This is a genomic window from Achromobacter sp. EB05, from assembly GCF_044232075.1.
GTDB classification, from domain to species: Bacteria; Pseudomonadota; Gammaproteobacteria; order Burkholderiales; family Burkholderiaceae_B; genus Achromobacter; species Achromobacter dolens.
The window spans coordinates 5,234,867-5,251,819 of record NZ_CP155917.1 but is presented as its reverse complement, the minus strand read 5'-3'; the positions used below and the strand labels follow the sequence as shown (position 1 = coordinate 5,251,819).

The window sequence follows — 16,953 nt, the reverse complement described above, 5'->3', positions numbered from 1 at the left end:
CGCGCCATTTTCGTAGCGACAGGGGAACGGATCCAGGAATGAAGCGATTCGCGGCGTTGTATCAGGAACTGGACCGCAGCACCGCCACCTTGGACAAGCGCGCGGCGCTGGTGGCGTACTTCCGCGATGCGCCGCCGCGCGACGCGGCCTGGGCCTTGTACCTGCTGGCGGGCGGTAAGATCACCAGCGCGCGCCGCAAGATCGCCGCCGTCGGCGAGTTGCGCGCCTGGGCCGCGACCGCCTCCGATACCGCGCCCTGGCTGGTGGACGCCTGCTACGACCAGGTCGGCGACCTGGCCGAGACGCTGGCGCTGCTGGTGCCCGACCCGCGCACCGCCGCGCCCGAGCGCGGCCTGGCCGATTGGATCGAGGAGATCCTGGTGCCGGTCGCCAACCGCGACGAGGCCGAGCGCCGCGAAGTCATCGTCGCGGCCTGGCTGGGGCTGTCCTACATCGAGCGCCTGGTCTTCAACAAGCTGCTGACCGGCGCGCTGCGCGTCGGCGTGTCGCAACGCATGGTGCAGCAGGCGCTGGCGGAGTTGTCGGGCGTGCCCATCGCCCGCATCGCGCAGCGCATGCTGGGCGCATGGTCGCCCAGCCCCGCGTTCCTGCGCGACCTGCTCAGCGCCGACGAACTGCCCGGCGACCGCCAGCAGCCCTATCCCTTTTTCCTGGCCTCGCCGCTCGAAGGCGACCCGGCGCTGCTGGGGCCGATCGACGACTGGCTGCTGGAGTGGAAGTGGGACGGCATCCGCGCGCAACTGATCCGGCGGCGCGGCGAGGTGGCGCTGTGGTCGCGCGGCGAAGAGCGCCTGGACGGCCGCTTTCCGGAAGTCGAAGCGGCCGCGGCCGCCTTGGCGGTGGACTGCGTCGTCGACGGCGAACTGCTGGCCTGGCAGGAAGACAGCGTCGATCCCATGCCGTTCTCGGCCCTGCAGACACGCATCCAGCGGCTCAAGCCCGGACCCAAGTGGCTGGCTGAGGCGCCGGTGCGGCTGCTCGCCTACGACCTGCTGGAGCTGGACGGCGCCGATCTGCGCGACGAGCCGCAGGCCGCGCGCCGCGCGCGGCTGGAAGCGCTGCTGCGCGAGCGCGCCGACCCGCGCCTGGGACTGTCGCCGCTGGTGGCGCCGGCGAGCTGGGACGAAGCCCACGTGCTGCGCGCGCAATCGCGCGAGCGCGGCGTGGAGGGCTTCATGCTCAAGCGCCGCGGCGCGCCCTACCAGAGCGGCCGGCGGCGCGGCGACTGGTGGAAGTGGAAGATCGATCCGCTCACCATCGACGCGGTGCTGCTGTATGCGCAGTCCGGCCACGGCCGCCGCAGCACGCTCTACACCGATTACACCTTCGGCGTATGGGACGGCGACGCGCTGGTGCCCATCGCCAAGGCCTACTCGGGCCTGGACGACAAGGAGATCCTTGAACTGGACCGCTGGCTGCGCGCCCACACGCGCGAGCGCTTCGGCCCGGTGCGCTCGGTCGACCCGGTGCAGGTGTTCGAGCTGGGCTTCGAGGGCGTCAACCTGTCCAAACGGCACAAGTCCGGCGTGGCGGTGCGCTTTCCGCGCATCCTGCGCTGGCGTCACGACAAGCGCGCCGACCAGGCCGACCGGCTCGATACCCTGAAGGCCCTGGCGCGATGAGCGCCGCGCGGCGGGACGGCCCCTTGCTGGCGTGGTTTGCGGCGCGCGGCTGGAAGCCCGCCGCGTTCCAGCGCGAAACCTGGCGGCGCTATCTGGCCGGCGAATCCGGCCTGCTGCATACGCCCACCGGCAGCGGCAAGACGCTGGCCGCATTCGGCGGCCCGCTGCTGGAGGCGCTGGCCGATCCGGCGCCGGCGCGCGCGGCGGCGGGCGAGGGGCCGCGCGTGCTGTGGGTGACGCCGTTGCGGGCGCTGGCCGCCGACACCACGCGCGCCCTGGCACAGACAGCGGCCGAGCTGGGCCTGGCGTGGACGGTGGCGCTGCGCACCGGCGACGCCAGCGCGCGCGACAAGCGCCTGGCGCGCCAGGGCAAGGCGGATGTGCTGGTCATCACGCCCGAGTCCCTGGCGCTGCTGCTGTCCTACGCCGATGCGTCGCAGCGCTTTCGCGCCCTGCGCGGCATCGTGGTGGACGAATGGCACGAGCTGCTGGGCAACAAGCGCGGCGTGCTGCTGCAGTTGTGCCTGGCGCGCCTGCGCTGCCTGTCGCCCGGCGCCCGCACCTGGGGCCTGTCGGCCACGCTGGGCAACCTGGACCAGGCCCGCGCGGTGCTGCTGCCGCATGCGCCCGACAGCGCCCTGGTGTCGGGCGCGCGGCCGCGCAAGATACAGATATCGACCCTGTTGCCCGAGCGCAGCCGCGCCCTGCCGTGGGCGGGACACCTGGGACTGTCGCAGCTCGAACGGGTCTTCAAGCGCCTGTTCGACGTGCGCGCGACCCTGCTGTTCACCAACACCCGCGCGCAGGCCGAGCTCTGGCATCGCGCGCTGGAATCGATCTGGCCAGAGGCCCCGGGCACCCTGGCGCTGCATCACGGCTCGCTCGATCCCAAGCTGCGCGCGGCGGTGGAGCAGGGCCTGCGCGACGGGACGATGCGCTGCGTGGTGGCCACCTCCAGCCTGGACCTGGGCGTGGATTTTCCGGCGGTGGACCAGGTGCTGCAGATCGGCAGCCCCAAGGGCGTGGCGCGCCTGCTGCAACGCGCCGGCCGCGCCCGCCATCGGCCGGGCGAGTCCGGCAACGTGGTGTGCGTGCCGGCGCAGGCGCTCGAACTGATCGAGTACGCCGCCGCCCGGCAGGCCATCGCGCGCGGCGAGATCGAATCCCGGCCGCCGCCGGTCGGCAGCCTGGACGTGCTGGCCCAGCATGCCGTCACGCTGGCGCTGGGCGGCGGCTTCGACGCCGACGCGCTGTACCAGGAAGTGCGCGGCACGCATGCCTATGCCGCGCTCGATCGCGCCACCTGGCAGGCGGTGCTGGACTTCATCGTGCAGGGCGGCCGCGCGCTGGCCAAGTATCCGGACTATCAACGCGTGGTGCGCGACGACGACGGCCGCTATCGCGTGCACGACCGGCGCGTCGCGTTCCGCCATCGTTTGTCCATCGGCACCATCACCGCCGACGGCGCCGTGGCCGTCAAATACCTGCGCGGGGGCAGCCTGGGCTCGGTGGAGGAAGGCTTCCTGGCGCGCCTGCGGCGTGGCGACCGCTTCCAGTTCGCCGGCCGCACGCTGGAACTGGTGCGGCTGGAAGGCATGGTGGCCTATGTGCGCCGCGCCAAGGGCGGCGATGGCCCGGTGGCCACCTGGCAGGGCGGGCGCATGCCCCTGTCGACGCAACTGGCCAGCGAAGTGGAAAGCCTGTATTCGCATCCCGGCACGCATCCGGAGATGCGCGCCGTCGCGCCGCTGCTGCGGATCCAGGCGCAGGCCAGCGCATTGCCGGACCGGGGGCGGCTGGTGGCAGAACGCATCGGCACGCGGCGCGGCATGCATCTGTTCCTGTTTCCGTTCGCCGGCCGCGCCGTGCACGAAGGCATCGCGGCAATGATCGCGCTGCGCTGGGGCCGGCGGCAGGCCAACACGATCTCCTATACGGTCAACGACTACGGGCTGATGCTGACGCTGGCCGAGCCGGCCGCGCTGGACGCGGCGCTGCTGCGCCAGTTGCTCAGCCCCGAACACATGGCCGAAGACCTGCGCGACGGCGTCAACCTGGGCGAAATGGCGCGCCGCCAGTTCCGCGAGATCGCGCGCGTGGCGGGCCTGTTGACGCCTTCATTGCCCGGCCAGGCGGCACGCTCGCTGCGGCAGGTGCAGGCCTCCAGCGGGCTGCTCTACGATGTGCTGCGCCGCTACGATCCGGACCACCTGCTGCTGGCGCAAGCCGAGCGCGAGGTGTTCGAATTGCAACTGGAGGCGCCGCGCCTGCTGGCGGCGTTGCACGACTGCCAGCGGCGCGAACTGGCGCTGTGCGAACCGCGCGCGCTGACGCCCCTGTCGTTCCCGCTGTGGACCGAAAGCATGCGCGGGCAACTCAGCACCGAAACCTGGCAGGCGCGCGTCAGGCGCGCCGCGCAGCAACTGGAGAAGCGCTATGAGCGCCTTGCCTGACGGCGCGTTGCAGGCGTTGCTGGGCGGCGAGCCCCTGTGGCTGTTGGGAACCCGTGCCCTGTTCTGGCCGGCGCGTTCGCGCCTGGTGATCGCCGACCTGCACCTGGGCAAGAGCCATGTGTTCCGGCGCGCGGGCATCGCGGTGCCCAGCGGCGCCACGCGCGGCGACCTGGATCGCCTGGCGGATGTGATCGCGCGCACCGCTGCCCGCGAGCTGTGGATCGTGGGCGACCTGTTGCACGGGCCCGCCGGGCAGGCGGGGTGGCGCGATACCTGGATGGCGTGGCGGCGTGACCATGCGGCGCTGGATGTCGCGGTGCTGGCGGGCAATCATGACCGCGCCCTGGATGGCCCGGCGTTCGGCGTGCGGCAGTTGGGCGAGACGCACATTGACGGCCCGTTCCTGTTCAGCCATGTCCCGCGGGCGGACCCAGACGGCCGGCACGTCATCGCCGGCCACATGCATCCGAAGACATCCGTGCGCGGCGTGCCGCGCAGTTGGCCGGCGTTCTGGCTGCGTTCCGGTCTCACGATCCTGCCGGCCTTTTCGGACTTCACCGGCGGCTATCCGGCCGATCGCGACGACGGGCGCGTCGTCGCCTGCGTGGAAGGCGTCGCGATCGAGGTCGGCGCACGCGCGCGATGAGGGCGCCGGACAAGGAATCGCCAAGGGGGGCGGCCGCGGGTTACCCCTGCTGCGCCTGCCACATCCGCCGATAACGCCCCGGCTGCGCCAGCAGCTCAGCGTGCGTGCCCCGCTGGATGATGCGGCCGTCCTCGAACACCAGGATGCGATCGGCCGCGACGATGGTCGACAGGCGATGGGCGATGACGATGACGCTGCGCTCGGCCACCAGGGTGTCGATGGCCGCCTGCACCGCCAGTTCGCTTTCGGTGTCGAGCGCGGCGGTGGGTTCGTCCAGGATCACGATCGGCGCATCCTTGAGGATGGCGCGCGCGATCGACAGGCGCTGGCGTTCCCCGCCCGACAGCTTGCCGCCCGCCTCGCCCAGGCGGGTCTGCCAGCCTTGCGGCAGGCGCTCGATGAAGTCCAGGCAATGGGCGGCGCGCGCCGCCGCCCGCACCTCGGCCTCGCCGGCCTCGGGCCGCGCCATGCCGATGTTGCCGATCACGCTGTCGTCGAACAGGTGCACGTCCTGGAACACGGTCGATATCAGGCGGTTCAGGTCCGCGGGCGGCAGGCCGCGGATGTCCACGCCGCCGATCCGGATCGCGCCGCGCTGCGGGTCGGCGTGGCGCATCAGCAGGCGCGTCAGCGTGGTCTTGCCGGAACCGGACGGCCCCACCAGCGCGGTCAGGCCGCGCGCCGGCAGGTCCAGGTCGATGTCGCGCAGCGCCGGGGCAGTGCCGCCGGCGTAGCGGAACTCCAGGCCTTCGATGCGGATGTCCGCCGGCCCGACCGGGCCGCCCTGCGAGGGCCATTGCGGCAGCGGCGCCACCGCGCGCAGCTCCTCGATGCGGGCCAGCGCGGCTTCGATCAGCGCCAGGACCGTGGTGAAGTTCACAAAGGTCGCCAGCGGTTCGGCAAAGCGCGCCACCAGCACCAGCACCGCGCCAAGCGCCGCGGGCGCCAGGCTGCCCTGCGTGACCCACAGCATGCCGCAGCCCAGGATCGCCAGCATGCCGGATTCGACGACGGCGGCCACCATCAGCGACGGCTTGGCGCCGCGCCGGTGGTGTTCGCGCTGCAATTGCTCGAGCTGCTCGAAGCCGGCGCGCAGGCGTTCGTTGGCGGCGCCGGCGCGGCCCGTCGCCAGGCACACGGGCAGCCCTTGCATGTATTCGAGCAGTTCGGCGTTCAGGGCCTCGTTGGCGCGCCCGGTGGCGTCGTGGCCTCGGTCCAGCGCCGGCCGGCGCCAGCGGTAGAGCGGCACGATGGCGGGGAACACCAGCATCAGCGCCACGCCCAGCCGCCAGTCCCAGGCCAGCAGCGCCACGGCGGCCGCGGCCGGCGTGACGATGGCGCCCAGGATCAGGTTGATCACCGTCAGCGCGTAGTTCATCTGTTCGTCGACGCCGCCCAGCAGCTTGGCGGCGATGCCGCCGGTGCGGTGGGCCTGCAGCGCCTCCAGCGGCATGCGCCGCAACTGTTCTCCCAGCAGCACGCGCAGTTCGTGCGTGGCGCGCGCCATGTGGCCGCGATAATCGAAGCCCTGCGCCCGCCAGCGCAGGACGATGGCGGCCGCCGCCAGCAGGGTGAAGCCCGCCAGCCAGACCAGCGCGGCGCGCCAGGGATCGCCGCGGGTCACATGGACGAACAGGGGCACGATGCAGGCCAGTGACAGGCCCTGGCAGACGGCGGCGAGCAGTAGCAGGCACAGGCTGGCGCGCAGGCGGCCGGCCTGGCTGCCGGCGCTGCGGAGAAGGCGTCGATAGGTGTCGCGCCAGGGAGCGGGAGGTGTGGTCATGAGGCTTGCTCGCCCAGGGTCCAGCGACGGGCGCGTTGATGGTTGTGCCACAACTGGGCGTAGAGGCCGCCGGCCGCGACCAGGGTGTCGTGCGTGCCGCATTCGGCCAGCCGGCCACGGTCCAGCACCAGGATCTGGTCGGCGTGGCGGATGCTGGCGAGCCGGTGCGCGACCATGATGACGGTGCGGCCGCGCATCAGCGCGGCCAGCGCCGCGCCGACCGCGCGTTCGTTCTCGGGATCGGTGGCGGCGGTGGCCTCGTCCAGCACCAGGATCGGGCGGTCCATCAGCACGGCGCGGGCGATCGTCAGGCGCTGGCGCTGGCCGCCGGACAGGTCCTTGCCGCCCTCGCGCAGCACGGTGGCGTAGCCGTCGGGCAGCGCCAGGATGAAGTCGTGCGCCTGCGCGGCCCGGGCGGCGGCCTCGATCTCGGCCGGGCTGGCGTCGGGACGGCCCATGGCGATGTTCTCGGCCACGCTGCCGGAGAACAGGAAGTTGTCCTGGAACACGAAGGCGACGTGCTCGAACAGGGTCTCGCGTTCCAGGTCGCGCACGTCGACGCCGCCCACCAGCAGGCGCCCGGCGTCGATGTCCCAGAAGCGCGCGATCAGCCGCGCCACGGTGCTCTTGCCGGCGCCGGAGCGGCCCACCAGCGCCGTCAACTGGCCGGCGTGCGCGGTGAAGCTCAGGCCGTCCAGTGCGGGGGCGCCGCCATAGCCGAAGCGCACGTCCTTGAAGCGCACGCTGGCGTCGGCAGGACGACGCGCCGGCGCGCGCGCCGGCGGCAGCGGCGTGATCGCCAGCACCTGCTGGATGCGCGCCACGCTCAGCTTGGCCTGGTCGATCATGTGCGCCAGCGACATCATCGGGAACATGGCCTCGGCCATGCCCATGCCAAACAGCAGCAAGGCCAGCCAGACGGGAAAATCGAGCTGGCCCTGCGCCGTCCACCAGGCGCCCAGCCACAGCAGCGCCGCCAGCGTCGGCAGCGGGCCCAGCACGGCGATCGCGAAGCGCGAACTGAAGCTGGCGCTGCGATACCAATCGGTCAGCACGACCAGGTAGCGCTCCAGGGCGCGATGGTAGCGGCCGAAGGTGGTCTGGCCGGTATCGAAGGTGCGCACCACCGGCATCGCCTGCACGTATTCGATGACCGCCGCGCTGACCTGTTCGCGCGCCTGGTGGTAGCGCCGCGTCATGGTTTCGCGCCCGCGCATCGCCAGCGACAGCCCGCCGGCGCCCACCGCCAGCACGCCCACGGCGGCCAGCGCCATGCGCCAGTCCAGCGCGAACAGCAGCGCCGCGCTGAATACCGGCATGGCGTAGGCGCGGGCGAACAGCGGCGTGCTGTCGGCCACGAACACGTGCAGCGCCTGCACGTCGTTCTGCACCACCTTGGCCAGCGGACCGCTGCCCAGCGCCTGCAATTCGCCGAACGACAGCCGGGACAAGTGCCGGACCAGGTCGTTGCGCAGGATCACTTCCAGGCGGAAGGCGGCATAGTGCGACTGGTTGAAGGCCTGCAGCCGCAGGAAGCAGGCCAGCAGGGTGCAGGCCAGCGCGCCCAGGAACGCGGGCCAGGGGTAGGCGGCCGAGGCCCGCAGCAGGTCGCGCATGGCCAGGGCCAGGCAGCCCAGGCTCGCCAGGCTGCACAGCACGCCGGCCACCGCCAGGCCCATGGCCAGGCGGATCCGGCCGCGCACCGGCCGCATGATTTCCCAGGGCTTGTTCATGCCGCCTCCCGGGGAACCCAGCGCATGGCGGCGAGCAGGCCGAGCACCGCCAGCGCGATCGCCGCGCCGACCACGCCGCCATAGCCGATGCGGCCGGCCAGCATGGTGCCGGCCGAGGTCAGCAGCATCGCGAAGAAATGGCTCACGCTCATCTGCAGGGTGTAGTCGGTGGCGGGGCTTTGCGGCGACGATTGATCCATGATCAGCGTGCACAGCACCGTGGCGGCCGGCGTGTACAGCATGTAGTACAGCACCACCGCCACGCCCGCCGTGGCATGCGACCCCCAGGCCATGGCGGGCAGCGCCAGGCCGGCGATGCCCGCCACCTGCAACAGCGCCGCCGACAGGGTGGCGCCGCGCCGCGACCAGCGCTTGAGCAGGCGGCCGTAGGCCAGCGCCACGAGCAGGCCGGCGCTGGCGCCGACTACGTTGAGGACCAGCCCGATGTCGGCGAGCGACCAGCCGGTGTCGATCAGCGAGGGCATGATGACGGCATACCCCAGCGACGCGGAGGCCGGATAGAGCACCAGCAACAGCAACCAGCGCTTGCGTTGCGGTCCGCGCCAGAAGGCCAGCAGGCGCGCATGGCTGGCGGGGCCGGCGCTGCGGGGCCATTGCGGTTCGCGGTAACCCAGAAGCTGGATCCACGACACCGCCGTGAGCGCGGCCAGCAACAGGCAGCAGCCGCGCCAACCCAGCCGTGGATACAACATCAGCATCATGCCGCCGCCGACCAGGTTGCCGATCAGGCCGCCGGCGATCTGCAGGCCGTTGCCGAAACCGCGATCGGCCGGACGGGTCAGCAGCCGGCAGGCCAGGCCGTCGAGCGCCACGTCCTGGGCGCCCGAGAACAAGGCGGTGGCCCAGCACAACAGGTAGATCGCCGTGAAGTCGGTCCGCAGGTCAAGCATGCCGATCAGCGCCAGGCACAGCACCAGCCCTGCCTGGGTCACCAGCAGCCAGCCGCGGTAGTGGCCGCGCAGGCCGGTGGCGTGGCGGTCGATCCAGGGGGCGTACAGTGCCTTCAGCGGCCAGGCCATGCCTATCAGGTAGACCAGGCCGAGGGTGTCCAGGCTGGCCCCGCCGTCGCGCAGGATGGCCACCATGGCGATGACGAAGAACATCAGCCCCAGGAACTGGGTGCTGTAGAGGCTGGCCAGCAAGGCCCAGGCGCGGCGCGATGGCACGGGGAAGATTCTCCGGAGGAATGAGCAGGCGGATGCCGGGCGTGCCGCTCGGGGGCGGCGCGGGGCGAACGCGGCAAGCCCGGGAGGGAATGCGCCGCGAATTCATTGATGATAATGATTGTTATTGTTATTTCTACCCGAATCGGGTCATTTCAGCCTGAATCGGATAGACGCACCGTGTCATTGCCGGCCGTCTCGCCCCGCGGCGCCGGGGTATCCGTGGGCTTTCGGGCAGGGGCGGCTTGCCTTCGTCCGCTTTTCGGGAGCGGTGGCAGGGGCATTCCTTTTGCGTCGTGGTATTTATAATATAGTCCCCTAGACTATATTCAGGCATTCATCCGCCATGGCCCACACCATCCGCCAGAAAGAAAAACTCATCGCCCGCGTGCGCCGCATCCGCGGCCAGCTCGATGGCCTGGAGCGCGCGCTGGAGGCCGAGACGCCCTGCGGCGAGGTATTGCGCCAACTGGCTTCCGCGCGCGGCGCGCTCAGCGGCTTGACCGCCGAGGTGATGCAGGGCCATCTGGACGAGCACGTGGTGCACGCGCCGTCCGAATCCGAGCGGGTCCAGGCGGCGCGGGAAATGATGGATGTCATCCGGGCCTACATGAAATAACCGCCCGCCGGCGCCGGGCCGTCGGTCACGGGCCTGGCGGGCAGCAGGAGCAACCCCATGAATCATTCCCCGTCCCACGATCATGTCTTCCTCGGCCAGGACCATCGGCGCAACGAGCGCCAGGTATGGTGGGTCATCGCCCTGACCGCCAGCATGATGGTCGTCGAAATCATCGCCGGCAATCTCTACGGGTCGATGGCCCTGGTGGCCGATGGCTGGCACATGTCGACCCATGCCGGCGCCATGCTGATCACCGCGCTGGCCTACGGCTATGCGCGCCGCCAGGCCCGCAATCCGCGCTTCACCTTCGGCACGGGCAAGCTGGGCGAGCTGGCGGGGTTCGCCAGCGCCATCGTGCTGGCGCTGATCGCCCTGATCATCGGCTGGGACAGCCTGGCGCGGCTGGTCGATCCGGTGCCCATCCGTTTCGACGAGGCCATCGCCATCGCGGTCGCCGGGCTGCTGGTCAACCTGGTATCGGCCTGGCTGCTGAAGGATGACCATGGCCATGCGCACGGCCATGGCGGCCATGGGCATGACCATGATCATGGCCGTCATGTCGATGGCGCCCATGATCGCGGCCATCACGACCACGACCACGACCACGACCACGGCCACGACCACGGCCGCGCGCCAGCCGCCGGTCATGGCCATCCCGCGCGGGTCCGTGACAACAACCTGCGCTCCGCCTACGTCCACGTGCTGGCCGATGCCTTGACCTCGGTTCTCGCCATCGCGGCCTTGCTGCTGGGCCGCAGCTACGGCTGGCTATGGGCCGATCCGGCGATGGGGGTGGTCGGCGCGCTGGTCATCGCGCGCTGGTCGTGGGGTTTGATCCGCGACTCGGGCACCGTGCTGCTCGACGCCGCGCCGCAGAGCGGAAAAATGCGGCGCGACATCGAACAGGCCCTGGATGCCGGCGACGGCGAGATCGCCGACCTGCATGTGTGGCAGGTCGGTCCGGGCCACTATGCCGCGATCGTGTCGCTGGTTACGCGCCATCCGCGCGACAGCGCCTTCTACAAGGCCAAGCTGGCGCATATCGCCGGCCTGTCGCATCTGACGGTCGAGACGCAAGCCAGCCCCTGAACGAGACGGCCCGCGGGCTCAGTCGCAGGCGCCGGCGTCACCCCGGGCCGGGTCGACGCAGCGGCCCCAGGCCTTGGCATCCAGCGCCGTGACGGGCAGTAAGCGGGTCATGTCGTGCACATACAGGAACACCCGGCCCGGGGTCTCGCGCAAGGCCCGGTGGAACGGCGCGATCTGCGCGGACGCCAGCACCACACGGCCCTGGGCATTGCTGACGCCCTTGAGCAGCACCGTCTGCACCTTCGAATCCCACGACGGCAGGCCGTCGCCCTCGACCGTGTCGGCCGGCACGCGCACCACGCGCCAGGGCTCGTCGGGAATCACGGTGATGACGATCGGCGAGGCGCCGGGCGCCACCGGCAGGATCCGGTCCTGCGGATTGGCCGGCAGGGCATAGGCGATCATCGCGCCGTCCCGGTCGGGATCGGGACGCGACCGGTAGACCGCGCGCGTCGTGCCATCGGCGTTCAAGCGCTGCACCCGCGCGCCGAGCGGCCCGGCGCGCAGGTCGATGATGCGCAGCAGGGCGCCGGCATCGTCGCGCACGTAGTACACCGGCCGCGATGGCGTGCCGCCGCAATCGTCCAGGAACACGGCCGTGACGCGGCCCTGGGCGTCGCGGGCGACGCAAGCCTGCTGCAGCGCGCCCTTGCCACTGCGCGCCGACGTGAATTCGGCGTAGGCCGCCAGCCGGCCCTGGGCATCGTAGGCGAGCCGGTAGCCGCCATCCTCGACCTGGCGTCCGCGCACCTGCCGGTAGCGGTCGATGCGGCACAGCCGGCCGTCGGCATCGCGCTGCAACACGGTCGCGCCGGGCTCGCCGGCGCGACTGGCGTAGACGCTCCAGTCCACCGCGTCGGGCCAGAGGCGCGGCGTGAGATCGCCGTCCTCGGCCACGGTGATCAGCCGGGTGTCGGCTTGCACGCGTTCGCCGTGCAGGCCCAGCAGCACGCGCGGGCCGTCCAGCGCCAGCGCCAGCGGCTGGGGGCGCAGCGCGGCGCCCGCCGGCTCGGCGCCGAACGGCGTGTCGATGGGCGCGCAGGCGGCCCAGCCCAGCGTCGGCGCCGCGGCCAGCAGCGCGGCGCCGAGACGGCGCGGCCAGCGGCGGGACATCGTCGCGTCAGCCATGTTGCAGCCCGTCCAGAAAGCGCACCACGTCCCAGTATTCCCGCGTCATGGCGCCCAGTCGCAGGCGTGGCCCGTCGTCGAACACCAGGAAGGGATAGGCGTCGCGCTCGAGCTTGCCGTCGGGCGGCAGGCGATAGGGCTTGTAGGCGTCGGGGTCGTTGAAATGGGGCTCCAGCCGGCCGCCGCCGTCGATATGCAGATACCAGGCGCGCAACTGTAGGGGCGCCTTGCCCGGCGGCGTGTCGGTGTAGGGGCCGCCGTCGCCCGCCACCACCGATTGCCGCAACAGGCCAAGCAGCAGGCGAGTCCGGCCCTGGTAGGCAATCTCTCCCGACACCGTGCCGGCCGGCTGCGCGGCCAATTGGCGCACGAGGGCCAACGCGCGCGATGACGGCACCACGGTGTCGGCGAAAATGCGCTCGACGTCGGCGTCGGTGGGGGTGGGCACGGCGGCCAGCCGGAGCAGGTCGCGCTCGAAATCGGCCAGCCATTGCTGGTAGCGCTGCGTCTGGGCCTGTCGGTCGAAGGCCTGGGCGGGGGCCGCGCAGGCCAGCCACAAGAGTGCGGCGGCGCAGCAAAGCGCGTAGCGCATGCGAAGGACGGCAAGACGCGCAGAAGCCAGCGTAGGGGAGGACATGCCGGTGGGCCCCTGCGGAAGGACGGAATGCCCGGGATTATGCGCAGAGCGGCGACGGTCTGTCACCTCGGTGGGAGGATCGCCGTGGCGGGGCACGGCGAGATTGCCAACGCTTCGTAACGTCTGCGCGCCAGGGCCGGCGTTATGCTCGACCGGGCAGCATTCTTCAGCGCGCGGCGCGCGGACTTCGCCGGCGCGTGTCGAGCTCGCGCGTTGCGCGCGGGTTCGCGCGGCGCGTGTTTCGTTTCGCGCGCGTTTCGTTTCGTGTGTCGCTTCTCATCGCAGGAGACCGATGATGATCAGCAAGAATACGATTTGCCTCTGGTACGACCGTGACGCGCTGGACGCGGCCCGGTTCTACGCGCAGACATTTCCCGACAGCGCCGTGGGCCGCGTGATGCATGCGCCCGCCGACTATCCGTCCGGGCGCGAGGGCGATGTCCTGACGGTGGAGTTCACGGTGGCCGGCATTCCCTGTCTCGGCTTGAATGGCGGCCCCGGCATCCTGCACAACCAGGCTTTCTCGTTCCAGGTCGCCACCGATGACCAGGCGGAGACCGATCGCCTGTGGAACGCGATCGTCGGCAACGGCGGCCAGGAAAACGTGTGCGGCTGGTGCCAGGACCGCTGGGGCTTGTCCTGGCAGATCACCCCGCGGGTGCTGACCGAGGCGCTGGTGTCGCCGGACCGCGCCGCCGCCAGGCGTGCCTTCGAGGCCATGATGCAGATGGGCAAGATCGACGTCGCCGGCATCGAGTCGGCGGTGCGCGGTTGAAGGCCGCGCCAACCTCCCGGTGACGCTCAAGCCGCCGGCAGCCCGAACGAAGCGTTGGTCGGGCCCTGCGCGGGGGCCGTTAATTACCGGTCCTTGTAAGGGATGCCATGGGAGGCGTGTCCGCCGCCACCGCGCCAGGGGGGGGAGGGAACGGCAATTGCGCAGGCGGGTGATTGCATCATCGCAATCGCAAGGAGAACCCCGTGCAAACCGTATCCGACTTCGTGCTGGACCGCCTCGGCCAGTGGGGCGTGCAACGCATCTATGGCTATCCAGGGGACGGCATCAATGGACTGATCGGCGCCTTCGGCCGCAACCAGGCGCTGCAATTCGTGCAGGCCCGGCACGAGGAAGCCGCGGCCTTCATGGCGTGTGCCCACGCCAAGTTCACCGGGCAGGTCGGGGTCTGCATGGCCACCTCCGGACCCGGAGCGATCCACCTGCTCAACGGCCTGTACGACGCCAAGATGGACCATCAGCCGGTGGTGGCGATCGTGGGCCAGCAGGCTCGCAGCGCGCTGGGCGGCGACTACCAGCAGGAGGTGGACCTCGCCAATCTGTTCAAGGACGTGGCGCACGATTTCGTGCACATGGTGACCTCGCCGCTGCAGGCGCGGCACATGGTCGACCGCGCCATGCGCATCGCCATGGAACGGCGCAGCGTCACCTGCCTGATCTTTCCGAACGACGTGCAGGATCTCGAAGCCGTGCCCGCGCCGCCGCGCGAGCACGGCACGGTGCACACCGGCATCGGCGTCACCTCGCACGCGTCCGTGCCCCCGGCTGCCGCGCTCGAGAACGCGGCGGACATCCTCAATCGCGGCGAGCGGGTGGCGATGTTGGTGGGCGCGGGCGCGCTGGCGGCAGGCAACGAAGTCCGGGCGGTGGCCGAGCGCCTGGGCGCGGGCGTGGCCAAGGCGCTGCTGGGCAAGGCGGTGCTGCCGGATGCATTGCCATACGTTACCGGCGCCATCGGCCTGCTGGGCACCCAGCCCAGTTGGGAAATGATGAACGAATGCGACACCCTGCTGATGGTGGGCACCTCGTTTCCCTACGCCGAATTCCTGCCGCGCGAAGGGCAGGCGCGTTGCGTGCAGATCGACCTGGACGGACGCCAGTTGAGCCTGCGCTATCCCGCCGAGGTCGGGCTGGTCGGCGACGCCCGGCTGACGCTGGAAGCGCTGCTGCCCCTGCTGCGGCCCAAGGCCGCCGACCAATGGCGCGGCCACATCGAAAAGCGGGTGGAACGGTGGCGCGAAAAGGTGCACGCGCGCGCGGCGGTCGCGGCCAATCCGGTCAACCCGCAGTTGCCTTTCCTGGAATTGTCCGAGCGTCTGCCAACGGACTGCATTGTCACCTGCGACTCCGGCTCGGCGGCCAATTGGTACGCGCGCGACGTGCAGTTGCGTGAAGGCATGATGGGCTCGGTATCGGGAGGCCTGGCGAGCATGGGCTGCGGCGTGCCATACGCCGTGGCGGCCAAGCTGGCCTATCCCAGCCGTCCGGTGATCGCGCTGGTGGGCGACGGCGCGATGCAGATGCTGGGCATCAACGAGCTCATCACCATCGCCCACCGCTGGCATGAATGGAGCAATCCAACGCTGGTGGTGATGGTGCTCAACAACGGCGATCTCAATCTGGTGACGTGGGAGCAGCGTGTCATGGGCGGAGATCCGCGCTTTGCCGATTCGCAGTGGCTGCCGCAGTTCTCCTATGCCGACTATGGCCGCCTGCTTGGCCTGGAAGGCATTCGCGTGACCGCGCCGGATCAGGTCAGACCGGCCTGGGACCAGGCCCTGGCGGCGGGGCGGCCGGTCGTGCTGGAAGTGGTGACCGATCCGGAGATACCGCCGCTGCCGCCCCACGTGTCGCTCAAGCAGGCGCGCGCCTACCTGGCCGCGCTGGGCAAGGAAAGCGATGGCGCCGGCGCCGCGGCGCTGCGCGCCACGCTCAAGCAATGGTGGGCTGGCTGAGCGCGCGGCACGCGACTTGCTAACGGTTTAGAGGGGCGCGGCCGCCGCCTGAACCGGCCGACGTCCGGCAGTCATTTTTTCAAGGAGAGGTCATGGCTACACAAAATGGCAGCAACACGCTGCGTGAACTGGTATCGGGAACCGAGAATCTGCTGCGCAGCACCGCCAGCTACGGCGGCGCGGAGATCGAAGCGGCGCGTGATCGGCTCAAGCACCAGCTCGACGCCGCGCGCGCCGAGGCCCGCGAGCGGGGCCGGCATGCCTGGCGGCGGGCCCGCGAGGTATCGGCCGCCACCGATGGCTATGTGCATGAAAACGCCTGGAAGACCATCGCCGGCGCCGTGCTGGTGGGCGCGCTGGCCGGCGCCTGCCTGATGGCGGAATCGCGCCGTCGCTGAGCGATCCTTTTTTATCGATTCATTTCACGACATGCCGCGGGAAACCGCGCGGGAGCGACACCATGGAACATCAATCGAATATCGTCGGCGGGCCGAAAACCAAGGCGCTGGGCCCTGGACCGGAAGTCATGGCCGCCAATACCCTGGAAGGCAACGACGTCTACAACGCGGCCGGCGAGAGCCTGGGGGACGTGAAGGCCATCATGATCGACGTGCCGCGCGGCCGGGTGGCTTATGCGGTGCTGGCGCGCGGCGGCGTGCTGGGAATGGGCGAAAAACTGTTCGCCATTCCCTGGAACGCGTTGACGCTGGACACCGACCGCAAGTGCTTCGTGCTCAACGTCGACAAGGAGACGCTCAAGAACGCGCCGGGGTTCGACAAGGACAACTGGCCCAGCATGGCCGACGAGACCTGGGCGCGTGACCTGCACAAGTACTACAACCAGGACATCTACTGGTAGGCGTCTTCCAGGAGCCGCAGCATCATGCCGGCCAGCGCTTCGCGCTCGGCCGGCGTCAGCACGGCGCAGGCCCGCTCGTCGATCCGGCGCAGGATGGCGCGCCCCGGCTCCAGCTTGCGCCGGGCGGCGGCGGTCAGTGACAGCAGGCTGCTGCGGCCATCGGTCGGCGAAGGTTCGCGTTGCACCAGTCCATCGCGTTCCATGCGCGTCAGCAACTGCGCCATGCTGGGTTGCTCCACGTCGCAGGCTTGCGCCAGTTCTTTCTGCGTCAGCCGCGCGCCGTCCTTCAGGGCCACCAGCACCGGCAGTTGCGAGGCGGTGATGCCGATGGGCTTGAGTTCCTCGTCCACCCGCCGAGCCATCAGCCGCGCATAGCGGTGGATCAACAGCGTGGGCATCCGTCCTGGCTGCCAGTCGGGGGGAGTGGCCAT

General features: G+C 70.7%; 15 protein-coding genes. 9 read left to right on the top strand and 6 right to left on the bottom strand.

Annotated features, from left to right (window positions below; all coding sequences use genetic code 11):
* Positions 1-38: 38 nt before the first annotated feature.
* From AAID08_RS24045 to pdeM, 3 genes are read left to right on the top strand one after another with little or no spacing between them, the layout of a single operon-like run.
* A complete protein-coding gene (locus AAID08_RS24045) occupies positions 39-1,643 on the top strand; it encodes an ATP-dependent DNA ligase (protein ID WP_336234873.1) in 1,605 nt (534 codons plus the stop codon).
* A complete protein-coding gene (locus AAID08_RS24040; protein WP_395756976.1) occupies positions 1,640-4,096 on the top strand; it encodes a ligase-associated DNA damage response DEXH box helicase in 2,457 nt (818 codons plus the stop codon). The genes AAID08_RS24045 and AAID08_RS24040 overlap by 4 nt, the downstream gene beginning before the upstream one ends.
* On the top strand, positions 4,080-4,742 hold the full coding sequence (gene pdeM / locus AAID08_RS24035) for a ligase-associated DNA damage response endonuclease PdeM (protein ID WP_395756975.1): 663 nt from the start codon (positions 4,080-4,082) through the stop codon (positions 4,740-4,742). Before AAID08_RS24040 ends, pdeM begins: the two co-directional genes overlap by 17 nt.
* 40 nt (positions 4,743-4,782) lie before the next feature.
* Here the strand turns inward: pdeM and AAID08_RS24030 are convergent, their stop codons facing one another.
* The 3 genes from AAID08_RS24030 to AAID08_RS24020 are packed head-to-tail and all read right to left on the bottom strand — an operon-like array spanning position 4,783 to position 9,445.
* Entirely contained in the window at positions 4,783-6,525 is a 1,743-nt protein-coding gene (locus tag AAID08_RS24030; RefSeq protein ID WP_395756974.1) for an ABC transporter ATP-binding protein, read from the bottom strand.
* Positions 6,522-8,237 carry an ABC transporter ATP-binding protein gene (locus AAID08_RS24025; protein ID WP_395757841.1) on the bottom strand — a complete coding sequence of 572 codons (1,716 nt, stop codon included), beginning with the start codon at positions 8,235-8,237 and terminating at the stop codon, positions 6,522-6,524. Before AAID08_RS24025 ends, AAID08_RS24030 begins: the two co-directional genes overlap by 4 nt.
* Before the next feature lie 17 nt (positions 8,238-8,254).
* The gene (locus AAID08_RS24020; protein WP_175144950.1) at positions 8,255-9,445 is read right to left on the bottom strand and encodes an MFS transporter; all 1,191 of its coding nucleotides are present in this window, start codon (positions 9,443-9,445) and stop codon (positions 8,255-8,257) included.
* A 343-nt stretch (positions 9,446-9,788) separates the two neighbouring features.
* Here AAID08_RS24020 and AAID08_RS24015 point away from each other — a divergent pair, with 343 nt between their 5' ends.
* Entirely contained in the window at positions 9,789-10,061 is a 273-nt protein-coding gene (locus AAID08_RS24015) for a metal/formaldehyde-sensitive transcriptional repressor (protein WP_054415202.1), read from the top strand.
* 57 nt (positions 10,062-10,118) lie between these two features.
* Positions 10,119-11,150: a CDF family Co(II)/Ni(II) efflux transporter DmeF gene (gene dmeF, locus AAID08_RS24010; protein WP_175142642.1), complete on the top strand. Its 1,032-nt coding sequence runs from the start codon at positions 10,119-10,121 to the stop codon at positions 11,148-11,150.
* Positions 11,151-11,168: 18 nt separating this feature from the next.
* On the opposite strand, the gene AAID08_RS24005 is transcribed toward dmeF, so the two are convergent.
* Both AAID08_RS24005 and AAID08_RS24000 read right to left on the bottom strand, forming a co-directional pair.
* A complete protein-coding gene (locus AAID08_RS24005) occupies positions 11,169-12,278 on the bottom strand; it encodes a hypothetical protein (RefSeq protein WP_395756973.1) in 1,110 nt (369 codons plus the stop codon).
* Positions 12,271-12,870 carry a hypothetical protein gene (locus AAID08_RS24000; RefSeq protein WP_395756972.1) on the bottom strand — a complete coding sequence of 200 codons (600 nt, stop codon included), beginning with the start codon at positions 12,868-12,870 and terminating at the stop codon, positions 12,271-12,273. Before AAID08_RS24000 ends, AAID08_RS24005 begins: the two co-directional genes overlap by 8 nt.
* Positions 12,871-13,210: 340 nt before the next feature.
* On the opposite strand from AAID08_RS24000, the gene AAID08_RS23995 reads away from it, so the two are divergent.
* The 4 genes from AAID08_RS23995 (at position 13,211) to AAID08_RS23980 (ending at position 16,522) form a co-directional block, all read left to right on the top strand.
* Positions 13,211-13,690: a VOC family protein gene (locus AAID08_RS23995; protein WP_054501211.1), complete on the top strand. Its 480-nt coding sequence runs from the start codon at positions 13,211-13,213 to the stop codon at positions 13,688-13,690.
* A gap of 203 nt (positions 13,691-13,893) precedes the next feature.
* Positions 13,894-15,663: a thiamine pyrophosphate-requiring protein gene (locus AAID08_RS23990; protein WP_395756971.1), complete on the top strand. Its 1,770-nt coding sequence runs from the start codon at positions 13,894-13,896 to the stop codon at positions 15,661-15,663.
* A 92-nt stretch (positions 15,664-15,755) separates the two neighbouring features.
* A complete protein-coding gene (locus tag AAID08_RS23985; RefSeq protein ID WP_054500807.1) occupies positions 15,756-16,061 on the top strand; it encodes a YqjD family protein in 306 nt (101 codons plus the stop codon).
* A gap of 62 nt (positions 16,062-16,123) precedes the next feature.
* A complete protein-coding gene (locus AAID08_RS23980; RefSeq protein ID WP_054500808.1) occupies positions 16,124-16,522 on the top strand; it encodes a PRC-barrel domain-containing protein in 399 nt (132 codons plus the stop codon).
* Here AAID08_RS23980 and AAID08_RS23975 read toward each other — a convergent pair.
* Positions 16,513-16,953, bottom strand: a complete 441-nt coding sequence (locus AAID08_RS23975) for a MarR family winged helix-turn-helix transcriptional regulator (protein WP_240806433.1) — start codon at positions 16,951-16,953, stop codon at positions 16,513-16,515. The genes AAID08_RS23980 and AAID08_RS23975 overlap by 10 nt on opposite strands.